The sequence below is a fragment of the Parapedobacter sp. genome (assembly GCF_035556095.1).
Taxonomy (GTDB): domain Bacteria; phylum Bacteroidota; class Bacteroidia; order Sphingobacteriales; family Sphingobacteriaceae; genus Parapedobacter.
In genome coordinates, this window is sequence record NZ_DATMFT010000026.1 from 196,536 (window position 1) to 214,096 (window position 17,561).

Consider the following 17,561-nt stretch of genomic DNA (forward strand, 5'->3'; position numbering starts at 1 on the left):
CGTTTAGACACCCTATCCGCGCTTGCCGGCGAGGAGGTAGAGCACCGCCATCCGGACCGCTACCCCGTTTTCTACCTGATCCAAAATAATGGAGTGGTGGCTATCGGCCACATCGCTGGTGATTTCCACTCCCCGATTGATTGGCCCGGGATGCATGATGGTAATCTCCTTGTCGAGCGAATCGAGCAATCGCTTATTCAGTCCATACAGCATCGAGTACTCCCGTAGCGACGGGAAATAAGCGATGTCTTGGCGTTCCAACTGGATGCGAAGCATGTTGGCAACATCGCACCAATTAAGCGCTTTTCGCAGGTCATATTCGACTTTTACGCCCAACGACCCGATATACCTCGGTATTAAGGTGGTAGGTCCGCATACCATCACTTCCGCGCCCAATTTACGCAAGCAGAGGATGTTGGAGAGCGCCACCCGCGAATGGAGAATGTCGCCGATAATGGCGATCTTTTTGCCCGAGACGTCCCCTAGCCGCTCACGGATGGAAAAAGCATCCAGCAACGCCTGCGTAGGGTGCTCATGGGCACCATCTCCGGCATTCACAAGCTGTGCATCAACGTGCTTACTGAGAAAAATACCCGCACCGGGATAAGGATGGCGCATCACAACCATGTCGACTTTCATCGCCAAAATATTATTCACCGTATCAATGAGCGTTTCGCCTTTACTCACCGAGGAAGAAGAAGCTGCGAAATTGATGATATCTGCCGACAACCGCTTCTCGGCCAACTCGAATGACAGCCGTGTACGCGTGGAATTCTCGAAAAACACATTCGCAATCGTAATATCCCGCAGCGATGGCACCTTCTTGATTGGCCGGTTAAGCACATCCTTGAAATTGTCAGCAGTTTCGAAAATAAGCTCGATATCGGTTGCTTGGAGATCCTTAATCCCCAACAGGTGTTCGGTACTGAGTTGCCTAGCTGATGCTGTCATTGCTTACTTAAAGCGCCTTCATTGAGGCTGCTAACTATCTTTTTCTGTCAATAATTCAATCCGGTCATACGCATCCACGTCGTTCCAACTGACGATCACCCGTTGGGAATCAATGGAGTCTACTTGGATGCCGATATAATCCGGTTCAATGGGCAGCTGTCGTGAAAATCGGCGATCCACCAACACCAGCAACTCGATCTTCTCGGGTCTGCCGAATGCTTGGAGCGCGTCCATGGCAGCGCGTATCGTACGGCCGGTCCAAAGTACATCATCCATCAGGATGACTTTTTTGCCCTCTACGATAAAATCCATAGTGGTGCTACTGGGCACCAACAAGCCACTGTCTTTACGTCGGAAATCATCACGGAAAAAAGTGATGTCCAGTTCGCCATAGGCAACCTCCGACAAGCCCGGGATCTGCTTCAACTCCTCAACAATACGCCTACCGAGGTATATGCCACGCGGCTGGATACCCACGATAACAGAGTCGGAAAAATCGAGGTGATCTTCTATCAATTGATGGCACAGCCGCTGGATGGTGATTTGGAACTTTTGGCCTTCCAATAATATGGATCGTTTCATCTGAGCTGAACTTTCAAATTGGACACGGAATATGGATGCAAAACTACTATATTTTTTTGACTTACGGGGCCTGAAGGGGAGATTTTTGCAGGCTACACCAACCGATCCGAAAGCCGTGCATCGATATCGAATATCACCGGTTTGTGGAACCTGACTTCCTTGAAATGGGCTGCCTGTGGATTGATGATGACATTGCGTTCGGCCGGCACAATTGCTGATGGCACCGAAAACGCGACAAACGTCCCTTCGGTAAGAATTTGCTTACCCAACCACTGGGAATAATCGAAGTTATCCGCCCAGCCATCCACCATCCGCGATTCGTCCACATGGTACACCAAGTCTCCCCTATCCGGTATTTCGATGGAGAGCAGCATCAAACCGGCCACGTCTTCCTTTCCCCGCGCATGCACAAACTTCTCCAACAGTGCCAACGAAATATGTGCACTGGTATAAAGGCATGCCACGCCCTTCGGGTTCCATCGACCGCCGTATAGCCGGGCACCTATCCCCGTTTTGTCCGTAACATAATGGTGGTAAGCCAACCGGTAGACTGTCATGGCTAGTTGTAAACCCCGTGTACCATACGACCGAGCTCATCCAGGATAAGCTGCACACCGCCGAATGACCGAAGGGCTTCAAAACCGATTTCACTGCCGTGGATATTCTTTGGCGCACGGAGCCACGCTTCAAAACGCGCCGTACTGCCGAAAACGGAATGCCCGATATCGGCTAACGCATCGATTTGATATAAGTGCTCTGCGTGCAAACCCTCGAACGGTTTATGGTCTTTGAGGTAACGCTGCAACGTACGGTCACTGATATGCAGCATATCGGCCCACTCCTGTTGTGTGAACAACAATTTCTTGCTAAGGGCTTCGAATTTCGAAACCGCAAACGAGCTTACGTTGGCAGACGATAGGTACATCGCGGCTGGCTCTGCCGCCATAAGCGGGTTGTCAGTGGGTAAATCGGGCTTATCGTAGCGGATATTTTTCATTATTACGTCTTTTGTTACTCAAAGGTACGACAAATATCCCGGTTTTCCAATTCGGTGTTATTTTTTATCTGTACCGCAAGCCTGCTGCGCCGTAGTTGATCAATTACGCAGTAAAAAGCAACGATCTCAAGTTTGTCGTTCAAGAAATAGTCGTCGATAGGTGTCAAACAACGCCTGCAGTTCTTTGTGTCGTTGCGCTTCACCGTGCAGTGCAGTGGCACGGGCAAATTGCTGCAAAGCATAGAGGCTGCTGTGTATCCCCATCCCCTCGGGTTGCCCCAGTTGATGGGTCTCGGCAATGGTCGCGTAATAAGCGAGCTGCTCGGCCAAGAATCGGCGATTACGATCTACAATCACATTCGCTTTATCGGTTTCGCCCAATGTGTACAGTTGGTCGGTCAATATCGGATACCGCACAGCGACGTCTACCTGACCGATGTGTTCGGGCAATACAGATACTGCCCGGTTCACCACGTCACGGGCAGCATCCGCATTGCCTTCGGCGATCAGCATTTCTGCCGTATCGGAGAAAATCTTCACTGTTTCTGCCACCATACCGCGGGAAGTCGGGTCTAAGTAACCAGCACCTTTCATATTGCCCCAGCGATACTTTTGCATGATAGCCTGATACGTAGCGTCAGTGTTGACCAAGCGTTCACGCGCTTCCCGGTCAGACCGCGCTTCGATCGGCATAAGCCGCAGTGCAAAACCTTCGGACACCAAGTAATCTTCCAGTCCAAGCCGCTGGCTTTCCGGAACCGTGAAGGCAAAATAGACCGGCCTTTCCCAATCGTTGTGCACCAAGAGATCCATCATAACGAGCTCCGCGCGTGTAACGATGTCTTGGTTGTAGGTCCACTCCATGGTATCGACCACCTGACCCTGCCATTTTGTGGGAACAACGCCGTTCGCCAATACCTGTTGGCGGTCTACCGTGAGGGCAAACCGCTTTGTAGGTAGGAAATTCCGGGACGACCCATCCGCATACTGCAACTGATCGTTTGGATGATCAGAAAGCAGCAGGGCCAGTATGTTCTCCAGCTCGATGGAGTCCTGGATACCATAATCGTAATATTGCAGGTAATCTCGCGTGCCCTTTACGTATTGGCTGCTTTCCAAGGTCAGCGGCAATGCCGGTGCGTCATTAATGGAAAACTTCAGCTGGTCAACGGCCCAGTCCATCCCCAGCAAACTAAGATTGATGACCCGCACATCGGTCCGCACGCCTTCCACTTCCTGCAAATACCAGAGTGGAAAGGTATCGTTATCGATGTACGTAAACAAGATCGCATTCGGCGCACAAGACTCCAGGTAATTGCGGGCCATATCACGCGCCATGTACCTATCCGATCGGTTGTGATCGTCCCAATTCTGGTACGCTAGCAATGCAGGTGCCATCATCCCGCCGAGAACAACAGCCATGGCCACCGCAGCACGGGGCCGGAAACGGGCACGCAGCGCTTCAACTAGGCCAGCTACACCGATGCCAATCCAAATTGCGAATGCATAAAACGACCCCACGTAGGCATAATCACGTTCGCGGGGTTGTAGGGGCGACTGATTAAGATAAAACACAATAGCCAGGCCCGTAAAGAAGAACAACAAGCCGATGACGGCGGCATCCTTTCGGCTACGCCGTACCTGCCACACCAGTCCAACCAACCCCAAGATCAGCGGCAGGAAATAGTAGGTGTTCCGCGAGGGATCGTTTTGAACAGCCTGCGGTAACGCGTTTTGCCCGCCCAATCGCCATTGGTCAACGGGTTTGATACCGCTTATCCAATTGCCCTCCGTTCGCCCTGCAAATCGTGCCTCTACATCGTTTTGCCTACCGGCAAAATTCCACATAAAATAACGCCAGTACATGTGCCCCATTTGGTATGTCGAAAAGAACCGCAAGTTGTCCATAAATCGCGGTTGTTCACCGTCTTCCAGCCCCAACCACAATCGGTAGGCGTAAGGGTGGTTATCCCGATTGCTGTAAGTACGCGGAAAAAATGTTGCGCGGTCATGGATCGGCCGGTCGGCCGTACCTGAAACTTCGTACTTATCCGCTCCCTTGCGGTACTCGTTGGTCCCGCCTTCAATATCAACGACCTGCGAATCAAAATATGGCCCATTGAGCAGCGGTTCGCTGCCGAACTGGCCGCGGTTTAAGTACCACAGAAAAGAGAATATATCGTCGGGGTGGCTGTTATTCAACGAGGGATTGGCATTGGCCCGGATAAGCACCATCGCAAATGAACCATAGCCAAAGATGATAACCCCCAAACACACCAGCGCGATGTGAAGTATCGGCCTGGCCTTTTGCATGGCGTACCAAATCCCGTAAGCGATACCGCCAACCAGCAGTAGCGCGAACACGATCGCTCCCACACCGAAACCCATACCCAATGTATTAACAAAAAACAGGTCCGTATATGCGGCCAACTTAACCAAGTACTGGATAATGCCCCATAATATCACGGCCAGGATAGCGCACCCCACCAACAGCGCTTTTGCCATCCCCCCAGCAGTAACGCGAGAGGCCCTACGGAAGTACACCACCAACGCCAGCACCGGTATGGTGAGCAGATTGAGCAGATGCACCCCGATGGATAAGCCCATCACATAGGCTATGAACACCAGCCACCGGTCGGCACCCGGCTCATCAGCCCGTACTTCCCATTTGAGAATGGCCCAGAATACCACCGCTGTGCAGAGTGATGATAGGGCATACACCTCAGATTCAACAGCCGAAAACCAGAACGAATCGGTAAAGGCATAAGCCATGGCGCCGACCAGGCCCGCACCCATAATCTGCATCAGTTGCACCGTTGTGGGCACACTGGTCCGTTTGCACACCAGTTTACGCACCAGCGCGGTAATGGTCCAAAAAAGGAAAACGATGGTAACGCCACTGGATAGCGCGGATCCGAAATTCATCCAGTACGCCACGCGATCGGGATTGCCGAATGCTAAGTCGGCGAACAGGTTCTGGATCATTAGGAACAGTGGTGCACCGGGCTGATGCACAATCTGCATTCGTTCGGCTGCCGCGATAAACTCGCCGGTATCCCACCAACTGGTCGTGGGCTCCATCGTCAACACATACGTTGCTGTGGCCATTGCTCCACACAACCAGCCAAGAAAATTGTTGGTTTTTTGGTAATTCATAGCTCAAAATGGTCGTTCATCTTTTAAAGATAAACGACCAAGCCCAATTACCGGCTATCGAAACGGGGTTTTAACAAAATTTAACATCCCATCGGGCGGCCGCCAAAACCGTGTTCGCTACGGGTTGGTCGGCAATCCGCCGAAAAATCGGGTTTCATACTGGCTGAATATTCCCGATACACGGGTGGCCAATTCATCTTGGCCATATTCCTGTGCGGCTGCGGAAAACCGATTCATCGTAAACATGGTGTACTGGATATTTTGCATTTCGAGGTTGGGCTTGGTTTCCGCGATGGCAGCATAATACGCGAGTTGCCCTTCAAGGTAGTCAACACTGCGTTCAATGAGTGCATTCGCTTTATCAGTCTCCCCAACCGCGTACAAGTTCTCGGCAATGAATGAATAGCCATAAGCATCCATAATACGGTAAATACGTTCCGGCATACTTTCCAGCGCATTGTTCAGGAGTTCCTTCGCCTGCTCTGTTTTGCCCGCGGCAATGAGTGCTTCCGCCGGTGCGGCATAGATACTGTTCAAAATCAGGCTGATCATCCGGTACGATTCAGGGTCGATGTATGAGGCATTCTTAATATTGCCCCATTCGTACTTGTTCATTACATGATCATACACCGCATCCGCATGGATCAATCCCTGTGACGTATTGGGCTCCATATTTATCGGCATCAAGCGGAGCGCAAAACCCTCGGAAACAAGGTAGTCATCCAGCCCCATGAAATTTTCACTTGGCACGGTACTGGCAAAATAGACCGGCCGTTCCCAGTTATTGTTTACCAAAAGGGCCATAATGGCCAACTCCGCACGCGAAACGTAATTACGGTTGTATGTCCACTGCATCGTTTCTGCAATACTATCCTGCCACATTTCCGGCACTACGTTGTTCCGGATTACGGCCTCCTTGTCGATAGTCAACCGAAGATTCTTCGTCGGCAAAAAGTTTTCCGGCTGTTCACTCTGCATTGGCCGTTTATCATTCGGATTATCCGACAGCATCAATGCAACGATATCTTTCAATTCTACAGCACCCGCAATATTCGCATCCTGATAATAAATAACATCCCGAACACCTTTCACATATTTCGCCTCGGGGATATTAATCGGGAGTCCGTCGGCCTCATTTACCTTCTTGGTCATCTGCCGCACATACCAGTCGGCACTCAGCAAGCTGAGGTTCACCACTCGTACATCCGGGCGCACGTTTTCTACCTCTTGCGCGTACCACAAAGGGTAGGTATCGTTGTCACCGTAAGTAAACAAAATCGCATTCGGTGCGCACGACTCAAGGTAATCTTTGGCGATATCTCGGGCGAGGAATTTCTCCGAGCGGTCGTGGTCGTCCCATCCATCTTTGGCCAATATTACCGGTCCGGCCAGTAGGCCGATTGCGGTAGCCACACTTGCCGCCGTCTTGGCGTTCAGCTTTTTCAGCCATTCACTGATGCCGATCACACCCAATCCAATCCAAATGGTAAAGGCATAGAACGAGCCGGCGTAGGCATAGTCCCGCTCCCGGGGTTGCAGCGGGTTTTGGTTGAGATAAAGCACAATGGCCAATCCCGTAAAGAAAAATAGCAGCCCTACCACGCCCGCATCCTTTTGGCGACGCTTAAAATGCCAGAAGGCACCAATTAGCCCCAAAATAAGGGGTAAGAAATAGAACCGGTTGTGCGACGGGTCGGTCTTCAGCGATTCGGGCAATGCATTTTGCCCCCCTACGTGCAGCTGGTCGACGAATTTGATACCACTAATCCAGTTGCCCGTGGTAAAATCGCCGTGTCCTTGTTGATCATTTTGCCGGCCCACGAAATTCCATAAAAAGTACCTGCCATACATATGCCCCACCTGGTAACTGAAGAAAAACCGCAAGTTGTCAGCGAAGGTTGGTTGTTCGTTCTCACCAAGATTGAGGTAATTCCGGTAATACTGCTGATGTGAGGCCTCCCGGCTGCTATGGAGTCGGGGGAAAATCGTTTCGCGGTCGTACACGTAGTCAAAGTTGCGACCGGCCACTTCGTACTTTGCATCCCCCTTTCGATAAATGTTGCTGCCGTAACTGATATCAACAGGCCGGGAGTCGAAATAAGGCCCCTTGACAAGTGGACTGTCGCCGTATTGTTCGCGGTTGAGGTAACTGAGAAAAGAAAACGCATTGTCCGGATCACTGTTATTCAATGTTGGGTCCGCCTTGGCGCGGATGAGGATCATGGTGAAGGAACTGTAACCAAACGCAATGAAAGCGAACGACAGCAATATGATATTAAGCAACGGCTTTGCCCGTTGGATAGAATACCATATCCCATAAGCGGTTCCACCGACCACCAACAGTGCAAATATGACCACCCCTGTGCCAAACCCCATGCCCAGGGTGTTCACAAAGAACAGGTCAAAATATGCGGCGAATTTAATAAGGTACTGGATGACACCCCAGAGAACAACAGCTACTACCACGCAGCCGATAAGCAATGCTTTGACCGCGCCGCTGCTGGTCGCTTGCTTCGTGCGCCGGAAATAGATCACCAGTGCTATGGCTGGGATGGCTAATAAGTTCAACAGGTGGACACCAATGGAAAGCCCCATGATGTAAGCGATAAACAACAACCACCGGTCCGCTCGCGGTTCATCGGCATGGGCCTCCCATTTCAGGATGGCCCAGAACACCACCGCGGTACAAAGAGACGACATCGCATAAACTTCCGACTCGACCGCCGAGAACCAAAAGGTATCGGTAAAGGTATACGCTAATGCACCAACCGCACCTGCCCCCATAATCTGGATCAACCCGGCCTGGGAGAGTTCGGTACCCGGCTTCCACAACGCCTTACGGGCCAATGCGGTGATGGTCCAAAACAAAAACAGGATGGTCAATCCGCTGGATACCGCCGAACCAATATTCATCCAATAGGCTATGCGCTCGGGATTGCCGAAGGCCAGGTTGGAAAAGACATTCTGCAGCATCAGGAACAGCGGAGCACCGGGTTGGTGCACGATCTGCATCTTGTATGCCGATGCAATAAACTCACCGGTATCCCAGAAACTGGTGGTCCGCTCCACGGTCATCACATAGACAATCGTGGCAATCAATCCACATGCCCAACCTAAAATGTTGTTGATTTTATTGTAGTTCATATCGTTTTTCGCGTACATTCCCTGTAAATTCACGCCCCGAAAATAAAGAATAGTATGTTAACAGCGACATAATATTTAGATTTTTAACACATTGCGCATGCAATCAGCACATTCCGCTAAAAAACAAAATATTTTTGCATTAATTATTCCTTCCCCCTATATTTGCAAACCCATTCGAAAGGGTGGTACAGCAGTTCGGATTGCCCGATAGTATAATGGTAGTACGACAGATTTTGGTTCTGTTTGTCTAGGTTCGAATCCTGGTCGGGCAACAAAAAGAAAATTACGGATTGTCGGTTGGCAATCCGTAATTTTTTAATGTATATTTATCGCAGGAATAGTACAATACCCCAATCCATTGCTAACCCACAAAACAACAACAACACCATGCCACTGCAATTCAATCCGGTGAAACTTTTTTCGGGCACCGGTACCACCGAATTAGCCAAAAAAATAGCGACCGCCTACGGTAAGGATCTCGGCGAAATGACGGTCTCTTGCTTCAGTGACGGCGAAATCCAGCCGTTTTACAATGAGTCGGTCCGCGGATGCGACGTATTCCTTATCCAGTCGACCAACCAGCCGAGCGACAACCTGTTCGAACTCTTGCTGATGATCGATGCCGCCAAACGGGCATCGGCCCATTACATCACGGCAGTAGTCCCTTATTTCGGTTTCGCCCGCCAAGACCGCAAAGATAAACCCCGGGTGGCTATCGGGGCCAAAATGATTGCTAATCTCATCACGGCGGCCGGCGCGCACCGGTTCATGACGATGGACCTCCACGCCGCGCAAATTCAGGGCTTTTTTGACATCCCGGTAGACCACCTGGATGCTTCGGTGATTTTTGTGCCCCACATCAAATCCCTCAACCTGCCGAATCTTACCATCGCATCGCCGGATATGGGCGGATCGTACCGTGCACGTACATTTGCCAAGTATTTTAACGCTGAGGTGGTGATTTGCGACAAACAACGTAAACGCGCAAACGAAATCGAGTCCATGTCCATTATCGGCGATGTGACCGGCCAAGATATTGTATTAATAGACGACATCTGCGATACCGCCCGCACGTTATCCAAGGCTGCATCGCTCATTATGGAAAACGGAGCAGCCAGCGTACGTGCCGTATGTACCCACCCCGTGCTCTCGGGCGAAGCCTACGACACCATTGAAAAGTCGAAACTCACCGAACTAATCGTCACCGACACCATCCCCTTGAAACGTCAAAGCGAAAAAATCAAGGTGCTTTCCACCGCCGGCCTGTTCGCCAATGCAATCAAGAATGTCAACGAACACGGCTCCATCAGCGATCTGTTTAAAGTGGATTAACGAACAGACACATTCATTTCAAAAAATTAAAAATATTGCATACCTTTGCGGCCTTAATTTTACAAATAATTCAATCACAAAATGAAATCAATTGCTATTAGCGGTTCTCTGAGAGAGAACGTAGGGAAACGTGACGCGAAAGAGCTGCGCTACCAGGGTAAGGTACCCGCTGTACTCTATGGTGGCAAAGAACAATACCACTTTTCTGTGTCCGCAACTGATTTGAAGCCGGTCATCTACACACCGGATGTTCATTTCATCGACCTTGATGTCGACGGCAAGAAATTCCAAGCCATTCTTCAGGATGCCCAGTACCATCCGCTTACGGATCAGGTGCGCCATGTCGATTTCCTCGAGCTGAACGACAGCAAAGAGGTGGCACTGAATATCCCCATCAAGCTCACGGGCGCTTCGCCAGGAGTGAAATCCGGCGGTAAGTTGGTGCAGAAACTGCGTAGCCTACGGGTTAAAGCACTCCCTAAGAATATGCCACAGCATATCGAAGTGAGCCTTGAAACGCTTGAAGTAGGTAGCTCCGTGCGCGTGGAAAATGTACAAGTAGAAAACGGCAAAGTACTCAACAACGCTGATGACACTATCGTTTCGGTCATCATGTCGCGTGCGTTGCGTCAAGCGGAACAAGAAGCCGCTAAGGCCGAAGGGAAAAAATAAAAATCGGCAATCCATACCGATAACTGAAAAAGCATCAGCCACCACGCTGGTGCTTTTTTGTATGTTTGCATCCATATGGCAGCAAAAAAACAATTGATTGTCGGCCTTGGCAACATCGGCCGCGAGTATGCCGACACCCGGCACAATATCGGTTTCATGATTGCCGACGAACTGGCCAGACAAGCCGGCACCACTTTTTCAACACTACGGTATGCCTATTATACCGAATACCGCCACCGAGGTAATAGCGTATACCTCATCAAGCCCACCACCTACATGAACTTAAGCGGCAAAGCGGTCAACTATTGGATGCACGAGCTGAAAATACCCCTTCAGGACGTATTGGTTATCGTGGATGAAATCGCCCTGCCATTCGGCAAGATCCGCTTGCGCGCCAAGGGCAGCAGCGCGGGGCACAACGGCTTAAAGAGTATCGAAACGCTATGCGGCGGCCAAGGCTACCCACGGCTACGTTTCGGCATAGGCAATGATTTTCCGAAAGGCCGACAAGTCGATTACGTGCTCAGTGGCTTTGACGATGATGAGCTGATGGACCTCCCCGCGTTGATAGACCGTTCCACGCAGGTGGTCAATAGCTTTGTCCACATCGGTGTGGAGCTAACGATGACCCAATTCAACGGATAAATCCGTTGCTTTCCTGCTAAGTAAGTAATCGACGGCAACCGTGCTTAGACCGATACTGCTGAGCACCCATGAACGCTGTTAAAACAGAGAAATCACGAATAACTCCGTGTTCATATAGGCGATAATAAGTTGCAATTAAACGCTAATTTTTCTATGTTTGCACTTCATCCGAATAAAATATGTCAGAAAAAGCTTCCATATCAATAAACGGTAAATCTCACGAGTTGCCTGTAGTTACGGGTACAGAAAATGAACAGGCCATCGATATCTCTAAACTGCGTGCCGTATCTGGAGCAATTACCCTCGACCCCGGTTTCAAAAATACCGGTGCTACGCAAAGTGCGATTACTTTTTTGGATGGCGAGCAGGGCATTTTGCACTATCGTGGATATCCAATCGAGCAGCTCGCCGAGCAGTCGACGTTTTTGGAAGTAGCCTATTTGCTGATATATGGGGATTTACCTTCCGCGGACACCTTAGCCGATTTCAGAAGCAAAATCAGCAGGCACACGCTGATCCATGAAGACATGAAGAAGTTCTTCGATGGCTTCCCATCGAAGTCGCACCCCATGGGACAGCTATCCTGCTTGGTGGGTGCACTTTCGGCATTTTATCCGGAATCACTCGATCCCAATCCCAGCGAGGAGGATGAGAACCTAACCATCATGAAGCTGCTGGCCAAGATGCCAACCATCGTGTCGTGGATATACAAGAAATCACTCGGCCATCCTGTTATCTATCCAAGGAACGAGCTCAACTATGTCCATAATTTCATGAACATGACTTTTGGCCAGATCACGGAGGACACCACAATCGATCCGGCGGTGGTGCGCGCCATGCACAAGCTCTTGATTCTGCATGCCGACCATGAACAGAACTGCTCGGCATCCACGGTACGTATCGTCGGCTCATCCAACGCCAACCTATACGCTTCCATATCGGCAGGCATATCGGCGCTTTGGGGCCCGTTACATGGCGGAGCCAACCAAGCGGTCATCGAAATGCTCGAAAACATCCGGAATGACGGTGGCAATAGTGCAAAATGGCTGGCCAAGGCAAAAGACAAGAACGATCCGTTCCGGCTAATGGGCTTCGGCCACCGCGTATATAAAAACTTCGACCCGCGGGCCAAGATCATCAAAAAAGCGTGCGACGATGTGCTTGAGAAATTAGGCATCGACGATCCGGTATTGAATATTGCCAAAGAACTTGAGGAAGCCGCTTTGAAAGACCAGTATTTTGTAGACCGGAAATTGTATCCGAACGTTGATTTCTATTCAGGCATCATCTACCGTGCCTTGGGCTTCCCTACCGACATGTTTACGGTACTCTTCGCCTTGGGCCGCTTACCTGGATGGATTGCGCAATGGAAGGAGATGAGGGCCAACCGGGAACCTATCGGACGCCCCCGGCAAATCTATACCGGCAGCACGAAGCGAGATTATATTCCGCTCGATAAGCGGTAGCGGCGAATCAAATTGAAAAGCCATGGCAACGAAAGCGGAAAATATACAACGGGTATACAAAATGTCCTTTGCGAGTGTCTATCCGCATTATGTTACCAAAGCAGAAAAAAAAGGCCGTACCAAGGGGGAAGTTGACGAAATTATCTATTGGCTCACCAGCTATGATGAGCAAAGCTTAACGCAACATATCAACGACAAAACCAATATTGAAACATTTTTCGCCGAGGCTCCGCAAATCAATCCAAATGCGTCAAAAATCACCGGCGTTATCTGTGGCTACCGGATAGAGGAAATCGAAGACCCGTTGATGCAGAAAATCCGTTACCTGGATAAATTGATCGATGAATTGGCCAAAGGAAAGGCCATGGATAAAATACTACGGAAGTAAGGTAAAGTTCCCGTCAACGGTCAGGCGTGTTCGAGACCGACCCCGAGGATTATTGCCCGTGCCGGGCGCACAAAAAATAGGGTTCCTAAATGAAAAACAACCTTCTTTAAAAATTTTAAAGTTGACCGTAAATTAATTGGTTGCAACTTCAGTAAAATACACGTAAAAAATACTCGAAATAAAAGTACTACATTTTCTTAACTACTTTCCAAATAGCTTGTGCATGGTCATACCTAAGAAGCCACCTCTTCTTTGAAATTTTAGTGCCTTTAGTTGTGGTATATCCCTCAACGTAAACGACCACCTCTTCGGCATTTAATGGTTCCATTTCGGCATCTGCTAGCGCACCATCACTAAATTCGGCAACAATTAACACCGAAGTACTTTGCAAGGCAATCTTGAAATTAAATATTGCAGGGCATCCCGGATATATGTGCGTGTCTTGAAAGCTGGTTTTATTCATCTTTAAAACGTTTTTACTTCATTTAACCGTTAACTCTTATATCAAATTCATTGCCACATCAATTCGTTTAACCCAGATTATTGCCTCGCTCGCCTGGCCGCATCGAGAAGAGTTTGAAGCAGTTTCAGCACGTAATAGAAGTGCTAAGAATATTCTGGGTTTAAATTATGGCGTACCACTGGAGGGCCGGTTGATCCCGGCCGATTCGGACAAACTCCTGATCATCAACTACCCAATTGATTCGGCCGATACTTATAGGAGGCGGCTCTCCCTGATATCCCGATCGGCCGTTATCCAAGTTCAAGTTTTTCGACGAGTACCTGATACGTATAGGGTGGTGATATTGATATGCAGATCGAGCGGATGGCTTACTAATAATTGATGAACAAGTACTTACTTCCACTAGTACCTTAATACAAAATACCCTTGCCGGTATTCCGTGCCGCCGCCCGTACCGATCTCCACCACATAAAAGTAAGTCCCCGCAGGTAGTTTCTGCTGCCCCGGGCCGATGCCGCGGAATGCTATTCGGTCGTTATCGTAGCCGCTGGCTTCCCATACGATTGTGCCGTTGCGGTTGGCCACGCTCACCCGGTTGTCCGGGTAGTCTCGTATCCCCTCGATCATCAGAAATTCGTTGATGCCGTCGCCGTTCGGCGAAACCGCCGGATGAACCCGTACCGGGAAATCCGAGGCCGGATCAACCACCCGGAGGGTCACCGTCACCGGTTCGGCCGCCTCGTGGTTTCCGTCACCCGCTTGCGCGGCGGTTATATTTATTGTACCTAACCGGTGGATGTGCAGCATGGTGCCCCCCACTGTGGCCACCTGCCCGTCGTCGATTGCCAGGTACACAGGCAGGCCGCTGCTCGTGCGAACATCCAGCTGCAAGCTGCCCACCGCACGGTTTACCTCCACCGGTGCGGTGAACGTAATCGCCTGCATGGCTTTCCCAACAGCCAGTACCCGGCTCATTTCCGGGCGGTTTGCATAATTACTGTTTTCCGGCACCGTGGCCGTGATTTCCGCTTCCCCGGCACCAACGATGCGGATCAATCCGCTATCCCCGATTTCCGCCACCGCGGGGTTGCTGCTTGTGTAGGTAATCGCCTCTCCACTGCTGGCAGTTGCCGCTGGGGTGAAATCCACATCGCCGTAGGTCTTCGGCCCAAGCACCGGGAAACGCAGTGTACGCATCCCCGGCGTAATATCTAGCGTCGCCGTCAGCACTAGGCCCTCATAGTTCGCCCCGCCATCGATGGTCGCCGTTACCGTCTGACTGCCAACTTTCGTACGGCCATTACCTGTATAGCTTACCGACGTGCCAGCAGGTAGCTCCCCTTCAATCGAAAGGGATTTCGCCGTCCCGTCATACACAAACGAACGGTCTTCAAAAGCGACTGTCAGTGTACTCGAAGTCTTGATTTCCAATTCCGCACCGTTGTAAGTAAGTGTATAGTTACTGCTCAGGGCCAATGTGCCCTGGTTGATGGCATAAGTGCCCACGGCTTCGCCCGGCTCGCGCACCAATGCACCGCGGAACCCGTCGCCTCCGACCAGTGCCGGAGACACTCCATAGGTCAGCCCCGGATCGGACTGCCCGAATACTTTCGTCTGGCCGTCTACCGTGACCGTAACATCAAGTGGCGTTATCCTGAAGCCCGAACCGATGTAATCTACCGTATAATTCGTGCCAGCGTCCAGCGTACCCTGCGTGATCGCATAGGTACCGACATCTTCTCCCCTCACGCGTTCCAATCCGCCCATCAAGATACGCTCATCATCGTCCCCTTCAAAACCCGTGGCCTCGAAGGTTAACGCTGGATCATCTGATCCGTATACTTTGCCCTGTCCAGCAGTCACGGTAACAGTTAGCGGGCGTGGCATAATACGGCCTTCCGTAATAGCGGAAACAGCGGTTAGGATATAGTTGCTGACATCGGGACCGGCTAACTTTAAATCCGTGACCGTAACAATTTTCTCCGTACCGGCGTTGCTGTCATCGTACTTCGCCGTACCGCTCACCGTAATCAAGTCAGCATCGACGATACCTGACAGACGGTAATGGCCTGCGGCTAATGTCGCGGTTGGTGTGCCATCGTATATTTTCGTGATTGGCGAATCGGTATTTACCGATACTGTCAATAGTTTGGGTGTAATCTCGCCCGTTGTCATCACCTCGGTATCCGCTATAATGCTATAGTTAGCCGCATCGGCACCGCCCAACTCAAAATCCGTAACCCATACTTCCTTATCGGTTCCGGCATTTATATCGCGGTAAACTGCTGTGCCACTAACCGTCACGTCACTGCCATGTACCAAGCCTTCGAGCCTATAATTGGCTGCCACCAATGTAGCGGCATTGTTCGCGTCATACACTTTTGTGATAGCAGGATAATTATTCACCACCACGGTCAGTGGCTTCCGTTGGATGGTAAAGTCCGCTCCGCTATAATTGACGGTATAGTTACCATTGGCAGCCAGCGTGCCTTGGGTAATACCATAAACACCCGGCGTTTCACCCCGTACACGGGATAATGCACCGGAAAATATGCGTTCATCGTCTCCCCGCTTAAAGCCAGTGACGTTGTAGGTCAATACCGAGTCGTCCGAGCCATATACCTTATGCTGCCCGCCATCGGCTGTTACCGTGAGTTCAGCGCTATGGATATGGAATACCTCTTCAGCTTGGGTAATGGTATAGTTAATCCCGGCAGATAGATCTCCCCCGTTAATTGCATAGGCACCTGCGTCCTCGCCAGCTTCCCGCGATAGGGATCCGATAAGTACCGCCTCGCTGTCATCAAATTGCCAGCCAGACACGGTGTACGTAAGTGTGGAGTCATTTTCTCCATACACCTTGCCTTGCTCGCGATCCGGCGTAACCGTCAAAGTCTGCGGTGTGATGGTAAAATCGGCTCCGATGTAGTCCAAGGTGTAATTGGGCCCAGCGGTCAATGTACCTATGCCAATGGCATAGGTTCTTACGTCTTCACCAGGAATCCGAGACAATTCACCTACGACACGATGCTGATCCTCAACTTTAGCGAAGCCCGTTGCTTCATAGGCAAGCACGGGATCCTTTTCCCCATATTGTTTGCCCTGCCCCATGGCCGCAGCAATCATCAACGGTCGTTGTGTGATGCTGCCTGTGGTACTGCCAGAAGTGGTTGTTAACGTATAATTGCCAGCATCGTTTCCATCCAATAGCAACTCAGCCAAGGTAATGGTTTTATCCTTGTTGGCATGCTCGCTGTCGTATACCGCCGAACCGCTCGCCGTCACGTCGTCGTTACCGATTACACCGTCCAAGCGGTAATTGCCGGCGGTAAGCGTAGCGGTAGGCGTGCCATCGTATACTTTCGTGATCAACGGACTGGCATCCAGCGACACCACCAAGGGCCTCGCCGTGATGCTGCCCGTCGTCGTGGTAGAGGTTGTAGTAATGCTATAGTTGGCCGCATCTACACCGCCCAGTTCGAAATCCTTAACCCATATTTCCTTATTGGTTCCGGCATTTTTATCGCGGTACAACGTCGTGCCACTCACCGTCACCGTTTCGCCAGTCAGTATGCCGCTAAGTTCGTAATTATCAGTAGCAAGCGTAGCCGCATCCGAGCCGTCATACACTTTCGTGATCAGTGGATCAGCAGACAACGAAACGGTCAGCTCCCTGGCCATGATATCGCCGGTGGTAGTCGCTGATACCGTTGAAAGCGCATAGTTGGCGTGATCAGCACCGTCCAGCACGAAGTCCGTCACCGT

At 50.7% G+C, this 17,561-nt stretch carries 13 protein-coding genes and 1 tRNA gene; 6 read left to right on the forward strand and 8 right to left on the reverse strand.

Annotated elements, in window-relative coordinates:
• Window positions 1–12: 12 nt before the first annotated feature.
• The 6 genes from VNQ80_RS17555 to VNQ80_RS17580 form a co-directional block, all read right to left on the reverse strand.
• Window positions 13–951, reverse strand: coding sequence for an aspartate carbamoyltransferase catalytic subunit (locus VNQ80_RS17555; RefSeq protein WP_325641078.1), 939 nt, complete (start codon window positions 949–951; stop codon window positions 13–15).
• 30 nt (window positions 952–981) lie between these two features.
• Window positions 982–1,533: a bifunctional pyr operon transcriptional regulator/uracil phosphoribosyltransferase PyrR gene (gene pyrR / locus VNQ80_RS17560; protein WP_325641080.1), complete on the reverse strand. Its 552-nt coding sequence runs from the start codon at window positions 1,531–1,533 to the stop codon at window positions 982–984.
• 92 nt (window positions 1,534–1,625) lie between these two features.
• The gene (locus tag VNQ80_RS17565) at window positions 1,626–2,090 is read right to left on the reverse strand and encodes an RES family NAD+ phosphorylase (protein WP_325641082.1); all 465 of its coding nucleotides are present in this window, start codon (window positions 2,088–2,090) and stop codon (window positions 1,626–1,628) included.
• A 2-nt stretch (window positions 2,091–2,092) separates the two neighbouring features.
• Window positions 2,093–2,530 (reverse strand): type II toxin-antitoxin system Xre/ParS family antitoxin, encoded by a 438-nt coding sequence (gene parS / locus VNQ80_RS17570; RefSeq protein WP_325641084.1) that lies wholly within the window; start codon window positions 2,528–2,530, stop codon window positions 2,093–2,095.
• Between the two features lie 126 nt (window positions 2,531–2,656).
• A complete protein-coding gene (locus tag VNQ80_RS17575; RefSeq protein WP_325641086.1) occupies window positions 2,657–5,686 on the reverse strand; it encodes a DUF2723 domain-containing protein in 3,030 nt (1,009 codons plus the stop codon).
• Between the two features lie 117 nt (window positions 5,687–5,803).
• On the reverse strand, window positions 5,804–8,830 hold the full coding sequence (locus VNQ80_RS17580) for a DUF2723 domain-containing protein (RefSeq protein WP_325641088.1): 3,027 nt from the start codon (window positions 8,828–8,830) through the stop codon (window positions 5,804–5,806).
• 201 nt (window positions 8,831–9,031) lie between these two features.
• Between VNQ80_RS17580 and VNQ80_RS17585 the strand changes: the two genes are divergently transcribed.
• The 6 genes from VNQ80_RS17585 (at window position 9,032) to VNQ80_RS17610 (ending at window position 13,333) form a co-directional block, all read left to right on the forward strand.
• Window positions 9,032–9,102 (forward strand) — tRNA-Gln (locus VNQ80_RS17585).
• 115 nt (window positions 9,103–9,217) lie between these two features.
• Window positions 9,218–10,162, forward strand: coding sequence for a ribose-phosphate pyrophosphokinase (locus VNQ80_RS17590; RefSeq protein WP_325641090.1), 945 nt, complete (start codon window positions 9,218–9,220; stop codon window positions 10,160–10,162).
• Window positions 10,163–10,243: 81 nt separating this feature from the next.
• A complete protein-coding gene (locus VNQ80_RS17595; protein WP_325641092.1) occupies window positions 10,244–10,834 on the forward strand; it encodes a 50S ribosomal protein L25/general stress protein Ctc in 591 nt (196 codons plus the stop codon).
• Window positions 10,835–10,909: 75 nt separating this feature from the next.
• A complete protein-coding gene (pth, locus tag VNQ80_RS17600) occupies window positions 10,910–11,479 on the forward strand; it encodes an aminoacyl-tRNA hydrolase (RefSeq protein ID WP_325641094.1) in 570 nt (189 codons plus the stop codon).
• Window positions 11,480–11,658: 179 nt separating this feature from the next.
• Window positions 11,659–12,945: a citrate synthase gene (locus VNQ80_RS17605; protein ID WP_325641096.1), complete on the forward strand. Its 1,287-nt coding sequence runs from the start codon at window positions 11,659–11,661 to the stop codon at window positions 12,943–12,945.
• A 22-nt stretch (window positions 12,946–12,967) separates the two neighbouring features.
• The gene (locus tag VNQ80_RS17610; RefSeq protein ID WP_325641098.1) at window positions 12,968–13,333 is read left to right on the forward strand and encodes a DUF2200 domain-containing protein; all 366 of its coding nucleotides are present in this window, start codon (window positions 12,968–12,970) and stop codon (window positions 13,331–13,333) included.
• A gap of 187 nt (window positions 13,334–13,520) precedes the next feature.
• On the opposite strand, the gene VNQ80_RS17615 is transcribed toward VNQ80_RS17610, so the two are convergent.
• Both VNQ80_RS17615 and VNQ80_RS17620 read right to left on the reverse strand, forming a co-directional pair.
• Window positions 13,521–13,796, reverse strand: coding sequence for a hypothetical protein (locus tag VNQ80_RS17615; protein ID WP_325641100.1), 276 nt, complete (start codon window positions 13,794–13,796; stop codon window positions 13,521–13,523).
• A gap of 402 nt (window positions 13,797–14,198) precedes the next feature.
• Window positions 14,199–17,561: MBG domain-containing protein (locus tag VNQ80_RS17620; RefSeq protein ID WP_325641102.1), on the reverse strand; the 3,363-nt coding region annotated here is incomplete at its 5' end.

Coding starts and splice junctions, on each gene's coding strand:
- VNQ80_RS17555 (WP_325641078.1), bottom strand. CDS start 951: ATGACAGCATCAGCTAGGCAACTCAGTACCGAACACCTGTTGGGGATT.
- pyrR (WP_325641080.1), bottom strand. CDS start 1,533: ATGAAACGATCCATATTATTGGAAGGCCAAAAGTTCCAAATCACCATC.
- VNQ80_RS17565 (WP_325641082.1), bottom strand. CDS start 2,090: ATGACAGTCTACCGGTTGGCTTACCACCATTATGTTACGGACAAAACG.
- parS (WP_325641084.1), bottom strand. CDS start 2,530: ATGAAAAATATCCGCTACGATAAGCCCGATTTACCCACTGACAACCCG.
- VNQ80_RS17575 (WP_325641086.1), bottom strand. CDS start 5,686: ATGAATTACCAAAAAACCAACAATTTTCTTGGCTGGTTGTGTGGAGCA.
- VNQ80_RS17580 (WP_325641088.1), bottom strand. CDS start 8,830: ATGAACTACAATAAAATCAACAACATTTTAGGTTGGGCATGTGGATTG.
- VNQ80_RS17590 (WP_325641090.1), top strand. CDS start 9,218: ATGCCACTGCAATTCAATCCGGTGAAACTTTTTTCGGGCACCGGTACC.
- VNQ80_RS17595 (WP_325641092.1), top strand. CDS start 10,244: ATGAAATCAATTGCTATTAGCGGTTCTCTGAGAGAGAACGTAGGGAAA.
- pth (WP_325641094.1), top strand. CDS start 10,910: ATGGCAGCAAAAAAACAATTGATTGTCGGCCTTGGCAACATCGGCCGC.
- VNQ80_RS17605 (WP_325641096.1), top strand. CDS start 11,659: ATGTCAGAAAAAGCTTCCATATCAATAAACGGTAAATCTCACGAGTTG.
- VNQ80_RS17610 (WP_325641098.1), top strand. CDS start 12,968: ATGGCAACGAAAGCGGAAAATATACAACGGGTATACAAAATGTCCTTT.
- VNQ80_RS17615 (WP_325641100.1), bottom strand. CDS start 13,796: ATGAATAAAACCAGCTTTCAAGACACGCACATATATCCGGGATGCCCT.